The organism is Pseudoalteromonas sp. UG3-2, assembly GCF_037120705.1.
Taxonomy (GTDB): domain Bacteria; phylum Pseudomonadota; class Gammaproteobacteria; order Enterobacterales; family Alteromonadaceae; genus Pseudoalteromonas.
In genome coordinates, this window is record NZ_JAWLJU010000002.1 from 256,344 (window position 1) to 278,727 (window position 22,384).

19 protein-coding genes are annotated in these 22,384 nt (G+C 46.5%); 12 read left to right on the forward strand and 7 right to left on the reverse strand.

What is annotated here, in order from left to right; translation table 11 throughout:
• Positions 1-19 precede the first annotated feature (19 nt).
• The gene (locus R3P39_RS04475) at positions 20-1,501 is read left to right on the forward strand and encodes a DUF3612 domain-containing protein (RefSeq protein ID WP_336565908.1); all 1,482 of its coding nucleotides are present in this window, start codon (positions 20-22) and stop codon (positions 1,499-1,501) included.
• A gap of 83 nt (positions 1,502-1,584) precedes the next feature.
• Positions 1,585-1,875 carry a YkgJ family cysteine cluster protein gene (locus R3P39_RS04480; RefSeq protein ID WP_336565909.1) on the forward strand — a complete coding sequence of 97 codons (291 nt, stop codon included), beginning with the start codon at positions 1,585-1,587 and terminating at the stop codon, positions 1,873-1,875.
• A gap of 133 nt (positions 1,876-2,008) precedes the next feature.
• On the opposite strand, the gene mnmC is transcribed toward R3P39_RS04480, so the two are convergent.
• The gene (mnmC, locus tag R3P39_RS04485) at positions 2,009-3,994 is read right to left on the reverse strand and encodes a bifunctional tRNA (5-methylaminomethyl-2-thiouridine)(34)-methyltransferase MnmD/FAD-dependent 5-carboxymethylaminomethyl-2-thiouridine(34) oxidoreductase MnmC (protein ID WP_336565910.1); all 1,986 of its coding nucleotides are present in this window, start codon (positions 3,992-3,994) and stop codon (positions 2,009-2,011) included.
• A gap of 176 nt (positions 3,995-4,170) precedes the next feature.
• Between mnmC and fabB the strand changes: the two genes are divergently transcribed.
• The gene (fabB, locus tag R3P39_RS04490; protein WP_336565911.1) at positions 4,171-5,385 is read left to right on the forward strand and encodes a beta-ketoacyl-ACP synthase I; all 1,215 of its coding nucleotides are present in this window, start codon (positions 4,171-4,173) and stop codon (positions 5,383-5,385) included.
• Positions 5,386-5,483: 98 nt separating this feature from the next.
• Here the strand turns inward: fabB and smpB are convergent, their stop codons facing one another.
• Entirely contained in the window at positions 5,484-5,966 is a 483-nt protein-coding gene (gene smpB, locus R3P39_RS04495; RefSeq protein ID WP_336565912.1) for an SsrA-binding protein SmpB, read from the reverse strand.
• 141 nt (positions 5,967-6,107) lie between these two features.
• Here smpB and R3P39_RS04500 point away from each other — a divergent pair, with 141 nt between their 5' ends.
• Both R3P39_RS04500 and R3P39_RS04505 read left to right on the forward strand, forming a co-directional pair.
• Positions 6,108-6,542: a type II toxin-antitoxin system RatA family toxin gene (locus R3P39_RS04500; RefSeq protein ID WP_336565914.1), complete on the forward strand. Its 435-nt coding sequence runs from the start codon at positions 6,108-6,110 to the stop codon at positions 6,540-6,542.
• On the forward strand, positions 6,542-6,868 hold the full coding sequence (locus R3P39_RS04505; RefSeq protein WP_336565915.1) for an RnfH family protein: 327 nt from the start codon (positions 6,542-6,544) through the stop codon (positions 6,866-6,868). The genes R3P39_RS04500 and R3P39_RS04505 overlap by 1 nt, the downstream gene beginning before the upstream one ends.
• Before the next feature lie 29 nt (positions 6,869-6,897).
• Here R3P39_RS04505 and R3P39_RS04510 read toward each other — a convergent pair whose 3' ends face one another.
• A complete protein-coding gene (locus R3P39_RS04510; RefSeq protein WP_336565917.1) occupies positions 6,898-7,257 on the reverse strand; it encodes an outer membrane protein assembly factor BamE in 360 nt (119 codons plus the stop codon).
• Between the two features lie 206 nt (positions 7,258-7,463).
• On the opposite strand from R3P39_RS04510, the gene R3P39_RS04515 reads away from it, so the two are divergent.
• On the forward strand, positions 7,464-7,811 hold the full coding sequence (locus R3P39_RS04515; protein WP_336565919.1) for a GIY-YIG nuclease family protein: 348 nt from the start codon (positions 7,464-7,466) through the stop codon (positions 7,809-7,811).
• Positions 7,812-7,827: 16 nt separating this feature from the next.
• On the opposite strand, the gene R3P39_RS04520 is transcribed toward R3P39_RS04515, so the two are convergent.
• The 4 genes from R3P39_RS04520 to ilvC all read right to left on the reverse strand — a co-directional run bounded on the left by R3P39_RS04520 (position 7,828) and on the right by ilvC (position 13,752).
• Complete coding sequence (locus tag R3P39_RS04520; RefSeq protein ID WP_336565920.1) at positions 7,828-8,742, reverse strand: M20/M25/M40 family metallo-hydrolase; 915 nt, start codon at positions 8,740-8,742, stop codon at positions 7,828-7,830.
• Between the two features lie 19 nt (positions 8,743-8,761).
• Positions 8,762-9,955 carry a tetratricopeptide repeat protein gene (locus tag R3P39_RS04525; RefSeq protein WP_336565921.1) on the reverse strand — a complete coding sequence of 398 codons (1,194 nt, stop codon included), beginning with the start codon at positions 9,953-9,955 and terminating at the stop codon, positions 8,762-8,764.
• Positions 9,956-10,135: 180 nt separating this feature from the next.
• On the reverse strand, positions 10,136-12,037 hold the full coding sequence (locus R3P39_RS04530) for a methyl-accepting chemotaxis protein (RefSeq protein WP_336565922.1): 1,902 nt from the start codon (positions 12,035-12,037) through the stop codon (positions 10,136-10,138).
• Positions 12,038-12,279: 242 nt separating this feature from the next.
• Positions 12,280-13,752 (reverse strand): ketol-acid reductoisomerase, encoded by a 1,473-nt coding sequence (gene ilvC, locus R3P39_RS04535; RefSeq protein WP_336565924.1) that lies wholly within the window; start codon positions 13,750-13,752, stop codon positions 12,280-12,282.
• Between the two features lie 107 nt (positions 13,753-13,859).
• On the opposite strand from ilvC, the gene ilvY reads away from it, so the two are divergent.
• From ilvY to R3P39_RS04565, 6 genes are all read left to right on the forward strand, one after another.
• Positions 13,860-14,753 carry an HTH-type transcriptional activator IlvY gene (ilvY, locus tag R3P39_RS04540; protein WP_336565926.1) on the forward strand — a complete coding sequence of 298 codons (894 nt, stop codon included), beginning with the start codon at positions 13,860-13,862 and terminating at the stop codon, positions 14,751-14,753.
• A gap of 63 nt (positions 14,754-14,816) precedes the next feature.
• Positions 14,817-15,509: a response regulator transcription factor gene (locus R3P39_RS04545; RefSeq protein WP_336565928.1), complete on the forward strand. Its 693-nt coding sequence runs from the start codon at positions 14,817-14,819 to the stop codon at positions 15,507-15,509.
• A gap of 298 nt (positions 15,510-15,807) precedes the next feature.
• The gene (locus R3P39_RS04550) at positions 15,808-17,658 is read left to right on the forward strand and encodes a DUF4856 domain-containing protein (protein ID WP_336565929.1); all 1,851 of its coding nucleotides are present in this window, start codon (positions 15,808-15,810) and stop codon (positions 17,656-17,658) included.
• An 82-nt stretch (positions 17,659-17,740) separates the two neighbouring features.
• Entirely contained in the window at positions 17,741-19,012 is a 1,272-nt protein-coding gene (locus R3P39_RS04555; RefSeq protein WP_336565931.1) for an imelysin family protein, read from the forward strand.
• A complete protein-coding gene (locus R3P39_RS04560) occupies positions 19,005-21,245 on the forward strand; it encodes a TonB-dependent receptor family protein (protein WP_336565932.1) in 2,241 nt (746 codons plus the stop codon). Before R3P39_RS04555 ends, R3P39_RS04560 begins: the two co-directional genes overlap by 8 nt.
• A gap of 96 nt (positions 21,246-21,341) precedes the next feature.
• Complete coding sequence (locus tag R3P39_RS04565; RefSeq protein WP_336565933.1) at positions 21,342-22,331, forward strand: sterol desaturase family protein; 990 nt, start codon at positions 21,342-21,344, stop codon at positions 22,329-22,331.
• Positions 22,332-22,384 lie beyond the last annotated feature (53 nt).

Sequence of the window (22,384 nt, forward strand, 5' to 3'; positions counted from 1 at the left end):
AAAATAAGGGTGTGAAATCATGGCTAAAGTGGCAAGTTTAATCAGAAAATCCCATTTTCTCGGTACCAAAATACGTAACTTAAGAAAAAGAAATCACTTAACGCTAGAGGACCTTTCGGCACGCTGTGTCAAACAAGATCCAGCCAGTGCCCCTTCGGTGTCTTACCTATCGATGATAGAGCGCGGCCAGCGTACCCCCAGTGAAGCCATGCTAGAGAATTTTTCTAGCGTGTTCCAAAAGCCCATAGACTGGTTTTTAGACAGTCAGCCCGAGGCACCTGAATTGGCACCGGATAAAGGCAACTCGGGTGGCATCATGGGCATGGCATTGGAGCCCAATTTTTTGTTCGCCAAAGAAATTTTGCAAATCGCCATTCCGGAAATGCTGTCTCAAGCGGGGATCAGTGGTCGTCAGTTTGCACATTTGTTGATCCGCGCCCATCAAGAGCACCATCAAAACCATTTTCCTGATTTAGAGCGCGCCGCCGATGAAGTGGGGGGCAAGAACCTTTACCTTAGTGTTGAGGAGTTGAAGGCCATTTTAGAGCAAAAAGGCCGAACCTTGGTGTGGTTTAAACAAGGCAGTCACCCAGAGCAGGGCCTGATCACGTCTTATTTTAAAGAGCCCAGCTTGGTTTATCTCAACGAACAGTTAAAGCAGCATCCGGCGCGGCTTAAGTACGACTTAGCGGTGCATATAGGCCATGCGGTGCTACACACCACTGAGGGGTTAGAATGCACGTTAACCACTGGGGAGAGCCGTCAGGATAATCAAACCTTTGATCACGATACCCCCAATGCGCAAGATATTTTAAGGGCCTGGCAGGACTTTGAGTCGAGCTTTTTTGCCGGCGCCTTATTATGCCCAAGAACGCCATTTAGGCAGCTGCTCGAAAGTCACGGTTACGACATTCGCGTGCATCAGCAGTTGGGGATATCGGCCTCGGTGGTGATGCGTAGAATGACCTCGGTGTCTCCTTACCCTCACTGGCACTATTTTGATGCTTACCAAGCCGGTAAGCTTAAAGCGGTCTATCGTGGTAATGGTATCCCACTGCCATGGGGGAATATGCGCAGCGTGGCCGATCCTTGCCAGCATTGGGCGGTGTTTCGCAAGTTTCACGATGACAGCCAACAGTCCAGTGCCCAGTTGTCGATCCTCAATGTTGATGGCAAGCCCCGGCTTTACTGTTGTGAATCAGTGAAAATTATCGATGTGGCGGATCGTCCTCGGGTGCTATGCGCTGGGCTTGATTTAACCCCGGCTATTGCAGCACAAGGAATTGATGCCGATGCCTTAGTCGGTGAATTGCAACAAGCTTGCATACAACATGGTGGTGCCAGTGTGGTGCCGTACCATATGAAAACGCAGTTATTGCGCGTTGCGAAAATCTTGAATATTCAATGGGTCGAACGTGGTTTAGATGGGGTGGTGCGGGTGATTTGCACTCGCGGTAAAAGTTGTCCTAGGCAGCCAAGTTGTTATCTAGAAGATGCTTGAGTTGCTGTTTGCTATGAGGATTTAAGGCTGCAACGGTCGTGCCTTTAGGCTAAAATGGCAAACCGTCTCAGCGAATGGTTACTATGAATATTGCAATTAAAAGTGAAACCAACCCCAGCGTCTCCTGCAGTAACTGCAAAGCCTGTTGCTGCCGTTTAGAAGTCATGATTATTTCAGATACTGGGGTACCAGAGGCCTTTATCGAACGCGATCAGTTTGGCAGCGAAACCATGCGGCGACTGGATGATGGCTGGTGTGCAGCGCTGGATAGAGACACTTTTATGTGTACGATTTATGAAAACCGTCCTTGGATCTGCCGTGAGTTTGAAATGGGCTCTTACGAGTGCACCGAACAACGTGATGCCATCTTGTAAGGCAATTCATGGCATGAAAAGGAGTGCTAACTAGCGCAATATCGCGGCCTTGATGACACGGAAATAGCATCAGTGATGCGCGCTTACTGCTGCAGGCAAGAGCTTGTGGCAAACGCGCTATGTTTGTTAGTGATTAGATTTTATTGCGAATTAGGTCTCTGACCATAAAGCGGTTGGGGTGAATGGTCTGATGAACACGTTCACTGTAGGGCCGTGGCTCCGCGAGCAAACTTGACACTAGGTGCTCTGTAGCAAGCGGTGCACTGCATAGGCCCCGAGCGCCAAAGCCAGTAACTAGGTGCAAGCCTTGATGGGGTTGTTTAAGTGGTGCAAAGTCAAATTGCTTACCCTTTCTTAAATTAGCAAAGCCGTGACAGAAATCCTCTGGATCTTGGACTTGCCCTAGCATGGGTAAGTGATCATTAAAACAGCAGCGCACGGCAGCCTTAGCACTGCTGATGGCCCCTAAACTGGTAGCAAAGTCGCTGTCTGGATAAAAGCGATTAAGCTGGGCGCGATTGCTGTCATCATCCTCTGCTTTTAGGGCTCGACTTTTACTATTTTTATCAAAGGTTGCCCCCATGCAATGGTAGCCCTCAACAGCTGGGGTGAAATACCCCTTGTGGCATAACACGGTTTTTAGCTGCTGCGATGCTTCTCCCGCTTCCACATGTGACACTTGTCCACGCACTCCATGGAGTGGAATATGACGCGTTTGCTCAAAGCGATCACTGTGCTCTCCGGTGCACACGAAAACATCGCTGAAAGGACCATATTGCTGATCTTGACTGTGCAGTATCCAGCCGGCTTCGGTGCGTTCGAGTGCTTCAATGTCGGTATTAAAGTGGCTTTCTATGTGCTGTAATTGCCTTGCTGCTGAGAAAATTGCTTGGGTAGCTTGGGCCGGATGCAGCCATCCTGCTTCGGGAATATAGAGGCCACCATAAGGTAGGGATGTGCCGGCAAGCTCCGAGGCCTGGTGTTTATCTACGGCATAGATCAGCGCCTGGGGCCAATTGGCTTTATCGGTTATATTCTGGTGCTGTTGCTGTTTTGCCTCGGTGACGGATTGCAGCAGTACGCCGCACCAGTCATGGGCAAAGTCAAAACCGGCTTGGTGCACCTGCTGATAGAGCCGTTTAGCGTATAAGAAGCTATGGGCATAAAACTCACTCGGTGGGGTCGTATCCGCTTGCAGATTAGGATAAACCGCCCCTTGGCGGTTGTGAGATGCGCCCATGGCAAGCTGGGGATCTTGGCAAAATAAACTGGCCGTAATGCCACGCTTAGCTAAATGGTAAAGTAAGCAGCTTGAAGCAATGCCGCCGCCAATCACAGCAACATCACTCAGCTGACGTGACTGGGTATGATAAAATGTCGGGGTGTTGTGCTGCTCAGTGGCCTCAGGCAAGACGCCCACCACCATCTCGCGTTTACGGCCAAACCCTTTTACTTTTTGGCATTCAAACCCAGCTTGTTGCAGTCCTCTGCGCACAAAACCAGCTGCAGTGAAGGTGGCAAAGGTGGCATTGGCTCTACTCATGTTCGCCATGGCATCAAACAAAGACTGCTGCCACATATCTGGGTTTTTGCTTGGAGCAAAGCCATCTAAAAACCAGGCATCAACAAACCCCTCCTCACTGTAGCTAAGTTGCGGCAGGGTGTCATGAATGTCACCAAACCACAGATCCAGTATCACTGAACCGTGCTCAAACTCGAGGCGATGACAGCCCGATAACGCCATCGGGTACTGCTGGCACAGTTGTGTAGCCAGCGGCTGTAAAGTGGGCCATGCCGATAAGGCTTGAATAAGGTCATCGAGGTGAATGGGGAACTTTTCAAACGAGACAAAGTGCAGATGTGTGACATTGGCATCGCTGGGTCGCGCTAAAAACTGTGCCCAGGCGTTTAAAAAGTTTAACCCGGTACCAAAGCCTGTTTCAGCAATAACAAATTTGCTCTTGCCATGATTTTGTAACCGCTTATCGATATGGTTTTGCTGATAGAAGACATAATGTGACTCGGCTAAGCCGTCATCATTAGAAAAATAGACGTCATCAAAACGGTTGGCGACTGGGGTGCCGGCCTCGTTGAAATGTATTTCAGCGTTTTTAATCATGGAAAACTCTATGTTAGGCTATTTTAGTCCTATTTTACTGACTTTTAGCGTAATAGTCTGGTTGCATTTTTACTTATTTAGGTTCAGAGTACATGTGTACGCTGGAAAGCTGACCACTTGGGACTAAAATTCAGCGTATACTACGCACAATTTAGTTAATTCGAAGGGAATAACCCATGAGAAGAGCCGTTATTACGGGGATCGGTGTCGTTTCAAGCATCGGTAACGACAAGCAAGAAGTTTTAGAATCATTAAAAGCTGGCAAAAGTGGTATTGCTTTTAACCAAGAGTTTGCTGATTACAACCTTCGTAGTCAGGTTTCAGGTAAAATTGATATCGACATTAAGTCGCTTGTAGACCGTAAAGCACATCGCTTTATGGGCGATGCCGCTGCATTTTCTTATATTTCAATGGCCCAAGCCATTGCGGATTCCGGTTTATCTGACGAGCAAGTGTCTAACGAGCGTACTGGTCTTATTGTTGGCTCTGGCGGTGGTTCGTCAAAATATCAGGTTGAAGCGGCGGATATCCTGCGTGAAAAAGGGGTCAAGCGAGTAGGCCCATACATGGTGCCAAGAACCATGGCCAGCACCACTTCAGCTTGCCTTGCAACGCCGTTTAAAATCAAAGGTGTTAACTATTCTATTAGCTCAGCATGCGCGACGTCTGCGCACTGTATTGGCAATGCGGTTGAACAAATTCAGCTGGGTAAACAAGACGTCATCTTCGCTGGTGGCGGTGAGGAGCTGCATTGGACGTTGGCGATGGAGTTTGATGCTATGGGTGCATTGTCAACAAAATACAATGACACGCCTGAGCGCGCTTCTCGAACTTATGACGCTAACCGTGATGGCTTTGTTATCTCTGGCGGTGGCGGTATCGTTGTGGTTGAAGAGCTTGAGCATGCGCTAGCACGTGGTGCCCACATTTATGCTGAAATTGTTGGTTATGGTGCGACTTCTGATGGCTACGACATGGTGGCGCCATCGGGTGAAGGCGCGGTTCGCTGTATGAAGCAAGCCATGCAAGGGCTTGAAGGGCCGATTGATTACCTAAATACCCATGGTACTTCGACGCCAGTGGGGGATGTTAAAGAGCTTGGGGCAATTCAAGAATTGTTTGGCAATAACTCGCCTGCTATCAGTGCTACCAAAGCAATGACGGGCCATGCTCTAGGTGCAGCAGGTGTACACGAAGCCATCTACTCGTTGTTGATGCTAGACAATGACTTTATTGCGCCATCAATCAACATTGATGAGTTAGATGAGCAAGCGCAAGGTTTGGATATTGTCACTGAGCGCCGCGATGGTGCGCTTAATACGGTTATGTCTAACAGCTTTGGCTTTGGTGGTACTAACGCGACTTTAGTGATGTCGAAATACAAAGGCTAATTGCGGATTGGTATACTAGCATGAACAACAAAAGGCCCCCAATCATCATTGGGGGCCTTTTACGTTGTCTGCTGTACTATTTTGCAATCGGCTTGCTGTTAACGTACTTTGTGTTTCATCAAACGCTCTTTATCGCGTGACCAGTCGCGGTCTTTGATGTCTGCACGTTTGTCGTGTTGCTTTTTACCTTTTGCAAGATAAAACTCGAGCTTAACCCAGCATTTTTTCCAATACATTGCCGTAGCAATGAGTGAATACCCTTCACGCTCCGTAGCACCAATTAAACGAGATATTTCACGCTTGTTTAATAGTAACTTGCGATACCGTAAGGGATCACAAACCACATGAGAAGAGGCGCTATTTAATGGTTGGATTTGGCTACCCAGCAGGTAGGCTTCACCATTTTTGATGTGAATATATGTATCGGAAATATTGACCTTACCGGCACGGATGCTCTTAACTTCCCAGCCTTGTAATTCAATACCTGCTTCGAACTTATCGTGTAGTGAATACTCATGACGCGCTTTTTTGTTGAGCGCTATGGTATTGCTGTTTGATTTACTTGAATTTTTCTTTGCCATAATGGCCTAGTTTACCTATAAATCGGGTTATAAGACAGCGCTTTTTAAGCGATGTCGCGTATTTTTACCTAGTCAGTGCCTGCAAACAAGATAATTCTTTAAAAGCTTGGTAAAATCACCACATATAATTTTGGAGTGTCTATGCCACAGATAGAAAAAAGTGCATTGGTGATGTATAGCACCACTGAGATGTTTGAATTAGTCAACGATGTTGATGCCTATCCCGCTTTTTTACCGCACTGCTCGAATGCCAAGGTGATCGATAGTGATAACCAAGGAATGACCGCGAGCTTGGAGATTTCTAAAGCCGGGATAAAAAAGTGGTTTACTACTAAAAACCAATTTGACGGCAACCGAGTTAAAATGCAGCTTGTAGATGGGCCATTTAAATCATTACATGGCTATTGGGAGTTCACGGCTTTGGATGACCAAGCGTGTAAAGTCAGTTTAAAGCTGGAGTTTGAATTCGCCAGTAAGCTCATCGAAATGGCGTTTGGCAAGTTGTTCAATGAAGTTGCAAAGAGTATGGTGGCCGCCTTTACGCAACGAGCAAAAGTGGTGTACGGAGCAAGGTAATGATAAAAGTGGAAGTGGTCTTTGCGTTGCCAGACAAAGCAACCAGTTTAACCGTTGACGTGCCAGAAGGCACCTCTGCTGAGCAGGCAGTACTCCAGTCAGGAATTTTAGAGCAATGCCCTGAGATTGATGCTAATAACCTGACATTAGGAGTGTGGAATCGCACGGTGAAACTTCACCATGTGGTAAAAGAAGGCGATCGTATCGAAATTTATCGTCCGCTTATTGCCGATCCGAAAGAGGCCAGAAGACGCCGAGCAGAAAAGGCAAAAGAGGAAGGCAGAGCCAGTAAAGTGACTGGTGGCAGGCCCACCGAGCAGAAATAACAAAAAAGGGATGTTACCATCCCTTTTTACTATTGATCGAGTGGCGTATCAAAGTTTTCGGGTTTGTCGAAGTCGCCGCTTACTCTAGCAAGCTTGTCATTTTCGAAATACACCGTAAAAGATTTTCTTACTTCCGATTCGCGGTCAATATTGAATACATATTTATAGTGCCAAACATCATCATTAAAGGCATCTTTTGCCAGTGGCGTGCCCAACACATAAATAACTTGCTCTCTAGTCATCTCAACACGCAGTTTATCGACATCTGACTGCTCTAAGAAATTACCTTGTGGCACGTTGATGCGATAAATCCAGCTTGAGCAGCCCGATGTAAATATCATCATCACTACAGCACTGAGCCAAACAGAAAGGGTTTTATTAGACAGCATGAAATTGTGTATCCTTATTATCAGTTGTTTGCATGATACCTTTTGCACAGAGAAGGTAAAGTCTCTTCGCGGATTTGGACTGCACTCAGTGTAAAAAGTTCTTGGTTACGTTGCAATAGACAAAGCTCATGGTGGTATCAGCAGGCCTATTATAAGATAAAGTCATTGACGCATGTTGGTGGTAGTTAGAGTTTAAAAGGTACGGTGTGTTAGGAATAAAGTGGTTAACCGCAACGGCAGCTGTTGTTCAGCCGGTGTGGAGTATTTATATCGTCGAAACGCGCAGCGGCCACTGGTATACCGGTGTTACCACCGATGTCGCAAGAAGGGTGAGTCAGCATCAAGGTGGTAAAGGCGCAAAGAATCTACGCGGGAAAGGACCGTTAACCTTGAAGTACCAACGCCAGGTAGGCAGTAAATCACAGGCATTGCAATTGGAATGGCAGGTTAAAAAACTGACCAAAACCCAAAAAGTCCAGTTTGTCGCGTCCAATGGCCAACGTGCTAACGACAAGATAAAAGCGTTATTAGCAAATCAATCGCATCAAAGCTGAGTAATGCAATAGCCTGCTAATCAGTGATTTCCGTCGGTTTGGCTAGCAGCATGATAAAGCGGTTAATGAGTTCGACGCTGGCTTGATACTTGTTGAGGTCGATATTGTCGATACTATCGCTGATTTTATGGTGGTGCTGATCTTCCCCCATACCAAAGTAGATGTAAGGGATCCCTTGGCGATAAAAAGCATAATGATCGCTCGCTTTATGCCAGTTAATTCGGGCATTGTTGCTATAGCGAGCTAGCTGCCGAGTTGAAGAGACTACTTTGAGTTGGATGTCTGGGCTCGGTAGCGTTTGTAAGATACTTTGATAGTTAGAAAAGCGTGGTGACAGCAAGGCAAAAAGGCGGTTGCGATGATTCACCGCTAACATGTCTAAGTTAATATTAAACGCCACCTTTTGCTCTAGTGTACCTGCGTAAAATTTGGCCCCATATAGGCCCCTTTCTTCGGCGTCAGTGGCGACAAATAAAAAGTCCCTAGCGCGTACTTGAGTCGATAAGTTGTGCGCTATGTTAAGCATGGCAGCAACACCAGAAGCGTCATCATTCGCTCCCGGGTAATGATGTTTTCCATGGCGCCCGAGGCCGTCATAATGGGCGCTTAACACAATAGCATCGGCGCATCGCTGTTTAGTACAGGCAAGCTTTGCGGTGACATTATGCCCTGTGGCTTGGCTAAAGAACCCAGCAGGAAAGGTAAAATACTGATAGCTAGGCTGTGCTGCCATGCTGTTAAAGCGAGCAAAGATATACTCGGCACTTAAATTGGGGGTTTTGCCACCACTTTTACGACCTAAATGTTGCGCACTGGTCAGTGTATGTAAGTCTTTTAACAGGGTATCTAGGGATTGCGCCGGTATGGCGGTTGCCGAAAACACCGCGACTAAAATTAAAAAGCTTGCCTGCAACACCTTCACAGTAGTCATTTGCTGTACACCTTAGTGGCTAATGCGAGGCTGGCAATTCAACCTGGTGTCGAGCGACCCCTTTTAGCATCGCCAGCTTACCCTCATAAATGCGTTTGTCATGACTAAACTCTGCCACATTATGAGCGCGTTCTAGTAAGTATTCAGCCTTATCAAGCTCGCCTGCAACATACGCCACCTTCGCTAAACCAAAATAGCTACCATGTAATCGCTTATCTAGTGCTTTGGCCTGAGAGTAATAGTGCTTCGCTTGTTTCATCTCACCCTTTTTGAACGCTTCATCGCCCAGTACCAACATGTAATACGGATTCGATTTTCGCGCCACGTGGATTTGATACTCTAAACGTTCTGCCTCAGCTTGTCGGTCAGTTAAATAATACAGTTTCGCAAGGTTGCCCATGGCATTGCGATTGTCGTTGTTGATGGCGAGTGCTTGATTATAGGCACGTTCAGCGAGTTCATATTGGCCACTAATACGATACAAAATACCAAGATTACCCCAGGCACCGTCATGGTGCGGATCGACTTTGATAGTGGCACGGTAATAGCTAAACGCGAGATCTAACTGCTCATTTATCATCGCCATTGCGCCTTTGTTGTTATAAAACATCGCGAGTATGGTGTCGGTGCTAATCGGGGTGGTGGCGAAATCACGACCTCGACTGTTGGGGTCAAAGTCAATGGTGACGGTTGCCGGCTTTACATATAGGGTTTTAATGGCATAGCGCGTGTTATCGACCTCGGATACGCGAACATTAACGTGACCGGTCAGTAGGCTATAACCTCGACTTTGATCCCAATATTCGGGGATGTGTACCCGCTGAAACTGGGTATGTAAACCTAAATGACGGGAAATGGCGTGGGCTAAAATAGAAAGCGACAAGCAATTGGCGTTCATATTGCGGTAAGTCTGATTGGCCGTGAGATTGGCACCAGATTGGTAGGACATGGATTTATCGCCGCTTGCTACTAAAAAGCGCAGCAACTGCTTAGCCCGCTTAAGCCCAATGGCCCCATCTTGAAAATACACATCCAATTGTTGTTGAATGTCTTCGTTGAGATTAAAAACCTCTTCGCGGGTTTCTACCGCTTGTATTACAAAGGGCTTGGCAGAGACCAGTATGGTGTTGTCGATAGTGACGGTTTTGGTGGCTTTACAGCCTAGCAAAGCGACAGGTAACAGTAACAGTGAGAGCAAATGACGTGTTTGCATACAACCTCCTCAGGGGTACTGCGCCTGCAACACATGGTCATTTTCTGGTGTGGCTGTACCCAAGTACTTACTTATACCTTAGTACAATAATTGTCAGTTGGCGTATACAAACTTGTTACTGAATGTAATGGGAAAGGGGTGGCGTAACAAAATAACCCTTGTTACGCCACTGAGTGCACCTTAGAAGCTGGCAACCAGATCATCCAATGTTTTCGCCGAGGATGCTAGACGTTGAATGGCTTGCTCGGTATCGAGTTGCTCATGCATTACTGAGTCACTGATTTCACTGATCTGTTCAATGTTACGGCCAACATCGGCGACCACATTGCTCTGTTGCTCTGTTGCTGTGGCAATAAGGGCAGTCATATCATTGATTTGATTTGCGGTTTCAGAAATCTCAAGCATCAAATCAACAGACATCTGCATGGTATCGACACTCTGCTCGGCCTGCTTACTTGAACGCTGGATCTGGCTAACTATGTTATCGGACACCTGAGTGAGTTCGGAAATGGTTGCTTGAATTTCGTCTGTTGACTGTGAAGTACGACTGGCTAATGCGCGTACCTCATCAGCGACCACAGCAAAGCCACGGCCATGCTCGCCAGCCCGGGCAGATTCAATCGCCGCGTTTAATGCCAGTAAGTTAGTTTGCTCAGAGATGCCACTGATGACGTCAACGATATTGGCAATGGACTTAGTCTTTTGCGCCAGCGTAGCCACTTGAGATGCCATGTTGTCAATGTCTGTCGCTAACAGGTGCAATGTCTCTTGGCTTTGTTGTACGCCTTGGCGACTGCTTGCAGTGGATACTTTACTCTCTTCAGTGAGCTTCGCAGTATTGGTGGCGCTACTGGCAATTTCTTGCACGGTGGCGCCCATTTCATTTATGGCAGCAGCCACTGACATGGTTTGCGATTTCTGTTCTTCTAATGACTGCGAGTTCTGCTGGCTTTGCACTAACACCGCTTCGCTGGTTGCGCGAATAGAATGACTTTCTTCAGCAACCATATGAATGGCTTCTTCGATTTTGGTCATAAACTGATTAAAGCCATTAGCCAAAGCATGCAACTCAGGCTGCGAGGAATCAGGCAAACGATAGTCTAACTTGGCATCACCATTGCCGAGTTGATCAAATAACTCTGCCATATTCTTTAAAGGCGCACTGAGGTTTTTTGACAGCAGCATACTGATAAAACTAGCCACCAAAGCAATAACAAGTGAAAACCCGATGATCTGCCACTGCAAATCAGTGATGCCACTGTATACTTCACTGGTTGGCACTTGCGCAACAACCAAAAGATCAGTATTTGGAATTGGGCTGGCAGCAACCAAATTGGTATCACCATCCACCTCTAGCTCTTTGACGATAAAACTATCGGTATTAATAAATACGCCGCTATCGTTACCATAAAAGTCGCTGAGAGACGATTTAGCTACTTTACTGGCGTCTGGGTGTAATTGCACCGTGCCTTGGCGGTTAATAACAAAGACAAAGCCGGTTTGCTCGATCTTCATATTGGCTAACATGGCCTGCATGTCGTCAATGCTTTTCGCCAACCCCGCCAGACCAATGCCGTTAAGCTGCTGGTGGTTGACAAACATCTTCACATCACCAGGTGCTTCTTGATAGATGCTAATAGAAAACGCTTGACCACTTTGCGTAAAGCCAAAAAACCAACCGTCTTGGTCACGGTTCAGCTGGCGCAAAAAGCCATTTTGATTCCAATATTTATGGTTTTCTCGGTTCGCCCATGAGGCCGTTACTAAGTCATATTGAGCTGCGATGCGTTTGAGCTCATTCACTAACAAAGTCTCATCAAGTTGGTTTTGCTGCGCACTTTGCGTGATAAATAAGTTACTGGATAGCTGTTGTGCCGCATTTTTTAAGCTACTGATTTGCTTGCTCAGTGATTTATTTATACTTTCTACCTTGCTGGGCAATTCAGATTGCAGCATGCGCTCATGAGTGAGCGTTTTGGCGCTGTAGAGCGAGGTAACCCCGATCAAACAAGCAACCGCTATGGCAATAAGACTACCGAGTAAGGTAATTCTTTGAGTTATAGTTAAGCCTGTATTTTGCATTAGATTTGTGTGTGTAATCCCGTGGAACCGATTATTCTAGCATAGTAAATAACCAGCTCGGAACAAGTTGACATGCTCTAAAAGCAAAAAAAATTATCTTGTAGATGAGTGTCATAGCAAGACAGGCAGATTGAGCGAAGACAAATAAAAGGCCACAACCTCAGGGAGGGAAGTGGCCTTGGTTTCTAACAAGCGAATCGTTTGTGATGCATTACCTTCTGCTATTCACAGCAGCACCATCATTAGATTATTTTCTTCATATCAGACATATAGCCGCGCAAGGTTGCGCCAACTTTTTCAACTGGGTGATTACGAATGGCTTGATTCACCGCAATTAACTTTTGGTTGTCTACGTAGCTATTGGCTGCTGTTAAGCCTTGGCCAATATCACTCACACTTACGCTTTGCATAAAGGGTTGTAATAAAGGCAAACATGCATGATTGTACAAGTAACAGCCGTATTCGGCCGTATCAGAAATAGTACGGTTCATTTCAAACAGCTTTTTACGTGCGATGGTATTGGCGATTAATGGTGTTTCATGTAGTGACTCATAATAAGCGGATTCGTCAATGATCCCCGCAGCGGTCATGGTCTCGAAGGCCAGCTCGACACCGGCTTTAACCATCGCCACCATTAAAATGCCTTGATCGAAAAACGCTTGCTCTGCGATGTCGGCATCGCTGTTGGCTTGCTTTTCAAACGCAGTTTCTGCGGTTTCGGCTCGCCAAGCATGGAGCTTTGCATCGTCTTCAGCCCAATCGGCCATCATGCCCTTGGAGAACTCACCACTGATAATATCGTCCATGTGCTTGTTATAAAGCGGGCGCATTAGCGTTTTTAACTGCTCACTTAAGTCAAAAGCACGCAGCTTTGCCGGGTTAGAGAGCCTATCCATCATGTTGGTGATACCACCATGCTTAAGTGCCTCAGTGATGACTTCCCAGCCATATTGGACTAATTTTGAGGCGTAACCTGGTTCTATCCCTTCTGCGACCATTTTGTCAAAGCACAATATTGAACCGGTTTGCAGCATGCCACATAAAATAGTTTGCTCGCCCATTAAATCCGATTTCACTTCGGCAATGAAGGACGATTGTAATACCCCAGCTCGGTGGCCACCGGTGCCTGCTGCATACGCTTTTGCTTGTTCTAAGCCTTTGCCTTCAGGATCGTTTTCTGGGTGAACGGCGATCAAAGTGGGGACACCAAAGCCGCGTTTGTACTCTTCTCGAACTTCAGTACCAGGGCACTTAGGGGCAACCATGATCACTGTTAGGTCGTCGCGCACTTGCATCCCTTCCTCAACAATATTAAAGCCATGAGAATAGGCTAGGGTGGCGCTTTTTTTCATTAGTGGCATCACGGCGTTGACTACCGCTGTATGCTGTTTGTCTGGGGTTAAGTTAAGCACCAAATCCGCTTCGGGAATGAGTTCTTCATAGGTACCAACCACAAAGCCATTTTCGCTAGCGTTGAGGTAAGATTGTCTTTTTTCTGCGATGGCTGAAGGACGTAATGCGTAACTTACGTCAAGGCCCGAGTCACGTAAATTAAGGCCTTGGTTTAAACCTTGAGCACCACAGCCGACAATAACTAGTTTTTTGCCAATGAGGACATCGACACCTTGTTCGAACTCTTTGGGATCCATGAAGTGACATTGAGAAAGCTGAGCTAATTGCTCACGCAAAGATAAAGTATTAAAGTAATTCGACATGATATTTCCTGATGCTGTCCAAGTAGAAACTAAGTGTAGAGTAGAGCGTGGTTTTGGTTGCGTAAAATGATATATTTGAACTATAGTGTTTCAAAAGGTGAAATGCTATGAATCATAAACAATTAAAATACTTTCTTGCTCTGGCTGACACACTGCACTTTTCTCGCGCCAGTGAGCGTTGTTTTGTAAGTCCACCCACATTAAGTCGACAAATTAAGCAGTTAGAGGAAGAAGTTGGGGCGCCACTGTTTTTGCGAGATAACCGCACAGTCGAGTTAACCCAGCAAGGCAAAGCATTTATTCACTATGCCCAGTCGACTTTATCGAGTTGGCGGCAATTTAAGAGTGAGTGTGTAGACGATAATAAACCGCTCAGTGGTGAGCTCAGTTTATTTTGTTCGGTGACCGCGACTTACAGTTTTATTTATGATTTATTCTCACGGTTTCGCCACCAATACCCGCAGGTAGAGTTGAACCTCATTACCGGCGATCCGGCGCACTCAATTGCGCAAGTGGCCAGTGGCAAAGAAGATGTGGCGGTGGCGGTAAAGCCAAAACATTTGCCCAGTGGCATCGAATATTTGCCAATTGGTCGCTCGCGCTTAGTGTTTATTGGCCCCACCATGGACTGCCCCCTAAAAGCCACCTTAGAGCAGCACAGCGATGGTGAAATGCCATGGCACAGCTTGTCTTTCATTATGCCAGAGCAGGGCGTATTGAAAGAAAGGGTGGATAATTTTTGCAAAAAACACCATTTTACGCCCAAGGTGTATACCCATGTTTCAGGTCACGAAGCCATGGTGGCACTGGCCAGCCTAGGTTTTGGTATTGCTTGTGTGCCAGAAATCGTGATCAGTCAAAGCCCGTTCAAAAATCAAGTGCAATTATTACAACTGCGTTCAGACGAAATTGAAATTGGCTTAGTAACTAAGAATAAAAGACTATACGATCCGGTGGTTAAGGCCCTATGGGATACGGCAAAAGGATTATTTACGTTGTAAAGCATCTATTCAGCTTGTGTGACTACACTGTTGCCATCCAAATTGAATGAATGAGGTGCGTCCGTGTCTACTATCTTGGTTGCACAAAGCAATGATACGCAATTAACAACACAACAAAAAATGCTTGAAGAACAGGGGTATGACGTTGAATTATTAAGGGAAATAGGGCAAATAAACGGTTACGCAGGGAAATCCATCAGTGGTGTTGTGCTCGATCAAGCTATCGCTTCGGTTCCCAGCTGTGACTCAATTAGTCAATTTCGACAAAAATTTAAAGCGCCAGTGATCGTTAGCCTAGACAGTCATGATGAAGACGTCCACAGTCTGTTTTTAGAGCTCGGTGCCGATGAAGTCATCGCCAAAGACGCCAAACCCCGACTTTGGCGTGCCCGCCTAGATGCGTTATTGAAACGCCAACTACCCTATGAAGAGGAGTCGCAACCTGAGCAACTGAGCTTTGGTCAACTCCACATTGATAAAAACACTCGTCGAGTGAGCTTTGCGCAAGAGCGCATCGACTTGACTACCCATGAATTTGAATTGCTATGGCTATTGGCCAGTCAAGCGGGCAAAGTGGTCAAGCGTGAATTTGTCTATGAACAAATCTTGGGCAAATATTATCGCCCAGACACTCGCACCATTGACGTCAGAATTTCTCGCTTACGAAAAAAATTACACGACAACCCCAGTCGCCCTGAGAAAATTAAGACCATCTGGCGACAAGGTTATTTATTTGTAACCGATGTGTGGAATTAAAACACGGTTGGGTGTTTTTTGAGCAGCGACCTATTGCTTTGTTCTAATAATTGATTTACTTGTCCCAGATCAACTGCGGCTTGTTTTTTAGACATAAACCCATTGCTACGGGTTTATGTCTTTGTTTTATATATGCTTCTTAGTTTTCTTTCTTTTCTCTATGCACTAAAAAAGAGCGAAATGTTAGCAGAATTGTTATTTCTACAATGCAAATAATATTGATTGCTATTTACGTATGTGTATACTTTGCACCTAGTTATGAAAATACAACCATAATTAGTTTTAAAGGAACACAATAATGGTACTTAGAAAGTCTCTGTTAAGCTCAGCAATTTTAGCTGCTACCTTAGGTTTAACCGCATGTGGTGGTTCAAGCAGCAATTCAAACGATAATAACGACGATAACACTACCACTCCGCCGCCAGCCACTAACGCGGCACCGACTATTTCAGCCGATAACGCCAGCATCACTGAAGATAAGCTAGGTGAGGCGGTTGCGAATGTTTCTTTCTCAGACGACAGCGATGCCGTCAGCGAGTTGACCTTTACCGTGTCAGATAACCGCTTCGAAGTGGTGGATGGTGTGTTGAAGCTAAAAGCCTCTAACGCTCTGAACTACGAGCAAGTTGAAGGCGGTGCCGTGACTATCACAGTGACGGCAACAGACAGTGAAGGTGAAAAGGCTGAGGCTGATATTGCGGTTGCAGTAACTGACGTGGAAGCAACTGCTGGGGTAAATGTATACGCCTTTAATAACGCCAATGGTGAATCAAGCGTGGCTTACTCAGGGCAGGTTGCTCGTCATGCTGCAATGGTTCACATCAAGAGCCTAATGGGCAAATTGGACAACGAAGTCGTAGTTGAAGCTGAAGGCGATAAAACAGCTGAAAGTCAAAAAACAGCTGAAGAGGCTATCAAAGAAATTAAAAGCTTTTTACTCACTAACGACAGCATTATTGAAAACACCTTAGGTTTTGCTGAAGGCGCGAATGCTGAGCAAACCACACTGGGCGAAATTTCTAGTTCATTGAAAAAAGTCGCTGGTGAAGGCGGTAAAATCGCCGGCCGTGATACTTCTCACATGCATAAAGCATGGGAAGAAGATGGAACCATGGTGGGCTGGTCTGACTTTGGTAACCAAGCAGGAACACCTGAAGGCTTAGCGCTTCACTTTGTTGACCTACTCGAAGCGCAACTTAAAGCGTTTGCAACTGGCGCAAACATCACCGCAGAGCACAATGGTCAGTCAGTGGTGCTAAACAAGCTTTACGTCACGCCAGAAGGCCTGGATTTAGCGCAATTGGTACAGAAGCACCTTAACGGTGCGGTAGCACTGTCTCAAGGCGCCGATGACTACCTTGATGATAAAATGCTGTTTGGCGTTGATGATGAAGGCAAGCCTTATGCAGATAACACAAATTCAGGCGGCAGCTACACTGAGCTGGAGCATAAATTCGACGAAGGTTATGGCTACTTTGGCGCTGCGATTAACTACCTAGAGTACAGCGACGATGAAATTGCTGGTAAAGGTGGCCGTGAAGAGTTTGGCAATGGTTACAATGACTTTGATGGCAACGGTGAAATTGATCTGAACTCAGAGTACAACTTTGGTAACTCAACCAACGCGGCAAAGCGTGACCGTGGTACTAAAGGAAATGCTCACCCAACTGACTTTACTGCGCAAGCACAGTTAGCGTTTATTGCAGCACGAAAGCTTATCAACGATAACGTAGGGACTGATGTAGCACAGTGGGCAACTGAAGACCAAGAGCGCCTAGAGGCACTGCGTGACCAAGCTATCTTAGCGTGGGAAAAATCAATTGCAGCGACCGTGGTACACTACATCAATGATACAATCTCTGATGATGACGGTGACATTTTCGATATCGCCTCAGGTGACTTTACTGCTGAGCAGTTCTACACCGTGGCGAAGCACTGGTCAGAAATGAAAGGCTTTGCCCTTAACTTCCAGTTTAATCCGCATTCTCCAGTAACGGCGGAAAACTTTGCTAACATCCACGAGTTGATGGGCGATAAGCCAGTTTTATCAGCGGATGGGGTTGACGCTTACAAAGCCGACCTAGAGCAAGCCCGTGATATTATTGCAGCTGCATACGGTTTTGATGCCGAGAATGTTGCTAACTGGTAATAGCCACACCCACTTATAACGTTGAGAAGGTTAGCCGTTTTGCGGCTAGCCTTTTGTTGTATATGACTAACAGAGAATGCAAATGAAAGTGTATAAACGTTTAAGCGCCGCTGCCGTGGCTGTCACGCTAGCACTCACAGGTTGCGGCGAAAGTACCTCAAGTAGCCAGGGTCCTGCTTTTCAAGACAATGACACGCCTGATACAGGTAATCCAACCACACCTACGCAGTTTGACGAAGCGGCCTTGGTGAGCAATTTAGTGAACAATGTACTGACCCCAGCCATCGAGCAATTTAATGCCCTTGCCACCAAGCAGCAGCAACAGGTTGGTAATTACTGTGCCGCGGAAAAATCGGCGGCAGAAGATACGGCGTCATTACGCACGTTAGCCCAAGACAGTTGGCGCGATGCTATGGTCAGCTGGCAATACGTCGAAATGATGCAAATGGGCCCACTCACTGCCAATAGCAAAGAGCTTAAGAACAACATTTATGTATGGCCTGCCACGGGATCACTTTGTGCCCTAGACCAAGATGTTGCCTACTTCGAAGACGGTGTTATCAATGGCGACAGCGATAGACCCTATGTGCTTGAAGAGCGTACCTCGAATCGTAAAGGCTTGACGGCACTTGAGTACCTTTTATTTAGCGATGAGCTTAACCATCACTGCACCACGGCCAACACCGCGTTAGCAACATGGAATACCCGCCCAGAGCAAGAGCGTCGCATTGCCAGATGTGAATTTGCCACGGCAGTTGCCCAAGATATCGAAGGGCACAGTGAAACCTTGTTAACGCGCTGGAATGGCGACCAAGGCTATGCCGCCAAGCTGCTTAATGCAGGTGGCCCAGGCTCTCCTTTCGATACACCGCACCTAGCGCTGAATGAGATCTCAAAAGCGCTATTCTACATGACCGAAGAGTTAAAGGATGGCAAGGTAGCAACACCATTGGGTTTAGGTTTTCCAAACGCCTGTGGTTTAGAGGCTTGTCCTGAAGCCGTAGAGTCTCCGATTGCGGCGCACTCTAAAGAAAACTTACTCGCCAACATTCGTGCCTTTAAACAGATTTTCACCGGCCAGGGCAGTGACAGCGATAACACCCTAGGCTTTGATGATTTTCTCGATGCCGAAGATGGCAGCGATGTTAAAGCACGCATGTTAGAGGGATTAGCCGCAGCAGAAGCAACATTAATGGCGATGCCGGCGAGCTTACAGCAAGAATTGGCAAATAACCCTGAAAACGTAACGCAAACGCACACAGACGTTAAAGTTGTAACGGATGACTTAAAAGCGGACTTTATCGAAAAGCTCGCCCTAGAACTTCCACAAACTTCGGCAGGTGACAATGACTAAGCGTATGAACATGAAAAAATCTTTACTGGCAGTGGCAACCGCCTTGGCTATGCCATATGCCATTGCGGCCGATGATAATGCCGATATTGAGCACATTTCGATTATTAGCCACCACGATAAGCTACGCAAAGAAGCCGGCTCGGCAACCTTGTTGTCAGAAGCGCAGCTAGAGGAATACGAATACGACGACATTCACCGTATTTTGGCTAACGTGCCGGGTGTCAATATTCGTGAGGAAGATGGTTACGGGCTGCGTCCAAACATTGGCTTTCGAGGCGTAACGCCTGAACGCAGTAAAAAAATCACCATTATGGAAGATGGGGTGTTAATCGGGCCGGCGCCATATTCCGCTCCCGCAGCGTACTATTTCCCAGTGACCACGCGCATGACCGCAGTGGAAGTGTTTAAAGGTCCTGCAGCTATCCAACATGGCCCACAGACGGTGGCTGGCGCACTGAACTTAGTCACCAGACAAGTTCCTGAGTTTACCGAAGGTGGCTTAGATGTGGCGGCAGGCAGTGATGGTTACAGTAAAGCACATGGTTATTATGGCTCGGTGGTAAATAATGTTGGTTTCTTATTTGAAGCAGTTAATTTACAAGCCGATGGCTTTAAAGAGCTAGACAATGGCGGGGATACCGGGTTTGAAAAAAATGATTTTCTCGCCAAGTTCAATTACAAACTAAGCCAAGGCGATTTAAACCACACCTTTGGCCTTAAGCTTAGTTACGCTGATGAGCTGTCGGATGAAACCTACTTGGGGTTAACGGATGAAGACTTTGCGGCGAATCCGTATCGTCGTTATGCTGCCACGCAGCCTGCCGAGATGGATACCAAACACACCCAAGTGATGTTTTCACACCTCCTTGAAGGGAATGGCTTTGATGTCATTACGCGCCTTTATCGCAATGATTACGAACGTGCTTGGTTAAAACTCAACGGCATTGGCAGCAGTGGTGGTCCATCGTTGTCCAAGGTGTTGGCCAATCCAGCAGATTTCGCTGATGAATACGCTGTTATCACTGGCAGTCGAGACTCAGTGATTGCCGGTTCAAACTTATTCTTAACCATGGGCACCAACGACCGTGAATACTTTTCTCAAGGCGTACAAGTGGATGCCGATGCTACCGTGTCGCTATTTGGTTTAGAGCACGATGTCGCTGTAGGTTTGCGCTTTCACGAGGATGAAATTGAACGTAAGCACTTTGAGCAAGCATATGCGATGGAGTCTGGCATCCCGATGTTGGTGGAAGGCTCCAAGCAGTTCGCCTCACTGAATTCAGAAAACACCAAAGCTTGGTCTGTTTACATTGAAGATAAAGTGCAACTGGATGCCCTGACTCTAGGAGTTGGCTTACGTGGTGAGCTGATGGACATGTACTACCAAGACAACAAAGATGCCGATCGCTGGATTGATAAAACCACGCGTATTTGGCTACCCAGTGTCAGTGGCTTTTATCAGTTATCTGAGGATGCCGGATTATTGTTTGGTGTACACCAAGGCTTTATCCCGTCGTCACCGCAGCAAGATCCGAATTTAGAACTTGAGAAAAGTATTAACTATGAGTTCGGTGGTCGCTTTAATGATGGCGTAACACAGTTTGAGGTGGTTAGCTTCTTTAATGATTACGACAATCTCAATGAAACCTGCGGCCAGTCAAACTGTGGTGTAAATGATCAGCAAGGGCGTCAGTTCAGTGGCGGTGAGGCCAGCGTGTATGGCCTTGAGATGCAGTTTGCCCAGCGTTACCCATTAAACCTGCAGGTAGACATTCCGTATAGCTTTACCTATACCTACACCAAAGGGGAGTTTGAAAGTGAGCAATTCACTAAATTCGCCCAATGGGGCCACATTAAAGACGGTGATGAACTGCCGTATTTACCAGATCATCAAGCGACCTTTAACATTGGTCTAGCAGCGAATGACTGGAAAATTAATTTAGCAGTGAAGTACATAAGCTCAATGTCGGAATCGGCAGGCCGTAGCTGGGTGTTATACGATGCCAGCGGTCAAACGGAACTGGACAGCTATGAGCTGCCACTGGAATCGTCAAAAGTGCCGAGCGCGACCATTGTGGATTTATCAGCAAGCTATGAACTGGGCCGTTATGGTCAAATCTATGGCAAAATAGATAACCTGTTCGATGATGCTGAAATCGTCAGTCGTCGCCCGTATGGCGCTAGACCAGGTAAACCAAGACAGGTTAGCCTGGGCTATAAATATCGCTTTTAAAAAATAAAGGCATGGGGCTCAATGCGGTGGCTTGAGCCCCAATTTGCGATTAATATATGGTAATCGCACAGCAACACGATTTACTCTGGAACCCCTATGTTAGAGCAATTATGGCAAAGCATTGTTGAACTCCCTGGTTATCTTTTCGATGCTAATAAGAGAGTGTATTTGCCATACTTGTTGGGTGCTGTGGTGATGGCACTGCCGGTGTATTACGCCAGTGAAAAAGTACGTTCCAGCAAGGGCTTTGTTAAGTTCTTATTTCCCAAACAGGTCTGGTGGTGTCAAAGCGCTAAGCTGGACTATTGTTTGCTGATCACCAATCGACTCATTAAAGCGGCCACCTTTACTCCTATTGTGTTAACCATGGTTCCCATTGCCATGGGCTTATCGGATGGTTTTGAGCAGCTATTTGGCCCTGCTTTGCATCTCGATGCGCCGCCTTGGTTAGTGATCTCTTTATTTACCTTGATGCTGTTTTTAGTCGATGATCTAACGCGTTTTTTGCTGCACCTGCTGCTTCATAAAGTTCCTTTTCTGTGGGAATTTCACAAGGTGCACCACTCAGCGAAAGTGCTGACACCGTTTACCATTTATCGCTCTCATCCTGTGGAGAGTTATCTATATGCTTGTCGTATGGCGCTAACTCAAGGGATTGTGGTGGGGTGTGGCTATTATGTCTTTGGTGACACCTTGAGTATGTATGACATTCTTGGCGCCAATGCCTTTGTCTTTTTGTTTAATATTTTTGGTGCCAACTTGCGTCACTCCCATATTTGGTTTAGTTGGGGAGACCGGCTCGAAGGCTGGTTTATCAGCCCAGCGCAGCATCAGGTGCACCACAGTGACAATCCGGCGCATTTTGATAGTAACTTAGGCTCGGCGCTGGCGATTTGGGATCGTCTCTATGGCTCTTTGATCAAAGCCTCTGAAGCGGGGAAAGTGTCGATTGGTGTTGGCCAGTACGATGCTGGGCATGATTCACTCAGTGCCATTTATCTAAAACCAATTAAGCTTGCAATGAAAACATTAGTGCCGAAAAAGCCGGTGAAACCGATAGTAGAAAAGCAACTGAAGAGAAAATAGGCTGACGACGGGCATTGTCAGCCTATTGTGGGAGAGTAGGCTCCCTAATTTTT

Coding starts and splice junctions, on each gene's coding strand:
- R3P39_RS04475 (WP_336565908.1), top strand. CDS start 20: ATGGCTAAAGTGGCAAGTTTAATCAGAAAATCCCATTTTCTCGGTACC.
- R3P39_RS04480 (WP_336565909.1), top strand. CDS start 1,585: ATGAATATTGCAATTAAAAGTGAAACCAACCCCAGCGTCTCCTGCAGT.
- mnmC (WP_336565910.1), bottom strand. CDS start 3,994: ATGATTAAAAACGCTGAAATACATTTCAACGAGGCCGGCACCCCAGTC.
- fabB (WP_336565911.1), top strand. CDS start 4,171: ATGAGAAGAGCCGTTATTACGGGGATCGGTGTCGTTTCAAGCATCGGT.
- smpB (WP_336565912.1), bottom strand. CDS start 5,966: ATGGCAAAGAAAAATTCAAGTAAATCAAACAGCAATACCATAGCGCTC.
- R3P39_RS04500 (WP_336565914.1), top strand. CDS start 6,108: ATGCCACAGATAGAAAAAAGTGCATTGGTGATGTATAGCACCACTGAG.
- R3P39_RS04505 (WP_336565915.1), top strand. CDS start 6,542: ATGATAAAAGTGGAAGTGGTCTTTGCGTTGCCAGACAAAGCAACCAGT.
- R3P39_RS04510 (WP_336565917.1), bottom strand. CDS start 7,257: ATGCTGTCTAATAAAACCCTTTCTGTTTGGCTCAGTGCTGTAGTGATG.
- R3P39_RS04520 (WP_336565920.1), bottom strand. CDS start 8,742: ATGACTACTGTGAAGGTGTTGCAGGCAAGCTTTTTAATTTTAGTCGCG.
- R3P39_RS04525 (WP_336565921.1), bottom strand. CDS start 9,955: ATGCAAACACGTCATTTGCTCTCACTGTTACTGTTACCTGTCGCTTTG.
- R3P39_RS04530 (WP_336565922.1), bottom strand. CDS start 12,037: ATGCAAAATACAGGCTTAACTATAACTCAAAGAATTACCTTACTCGGT.
- ilvC (WP_336565924.1), bottom strand. CDS start 13,752: ATGTCGAATTACTTTAATACTTTATCTTTGCGTGAGCAATTAGCTCAG.
- ilvY (WP_336565926.1), top strand. CDS start 13,860: ATGAATCATAAACAATTAAAATACTTTCTTGCTCTGGCTGACACACTG.
- R3P39_RS04550 (WP_336565929.1), top strand. CDS start 15,808: ATGGTACTTAGAAAGTCTCTGTTAAGCTCAGCAATTTTAGCTGCTACC.
- R3P39_RS04555 (WP_336565931.1), top strand. CDS start 17,741: ATGAAAGTGTATAAACGTTTAAGCGCCGCTGCCGTGGCTGTCACGCTA.
- R3P39_RS04560 (WP_336565932.1), top strand. CDS start 19,005: ATGACTAAGCGTATGAACATGAAAAAATCTTTACTGGCAGTGGCAACC.
- R3P39_RS04565 (WP_336565933.1), top strand. CDS start 21,342: ATGTTAGAGCAATTATGGCAAAGCATTGTTGAACTCCCTGGTTATCTT.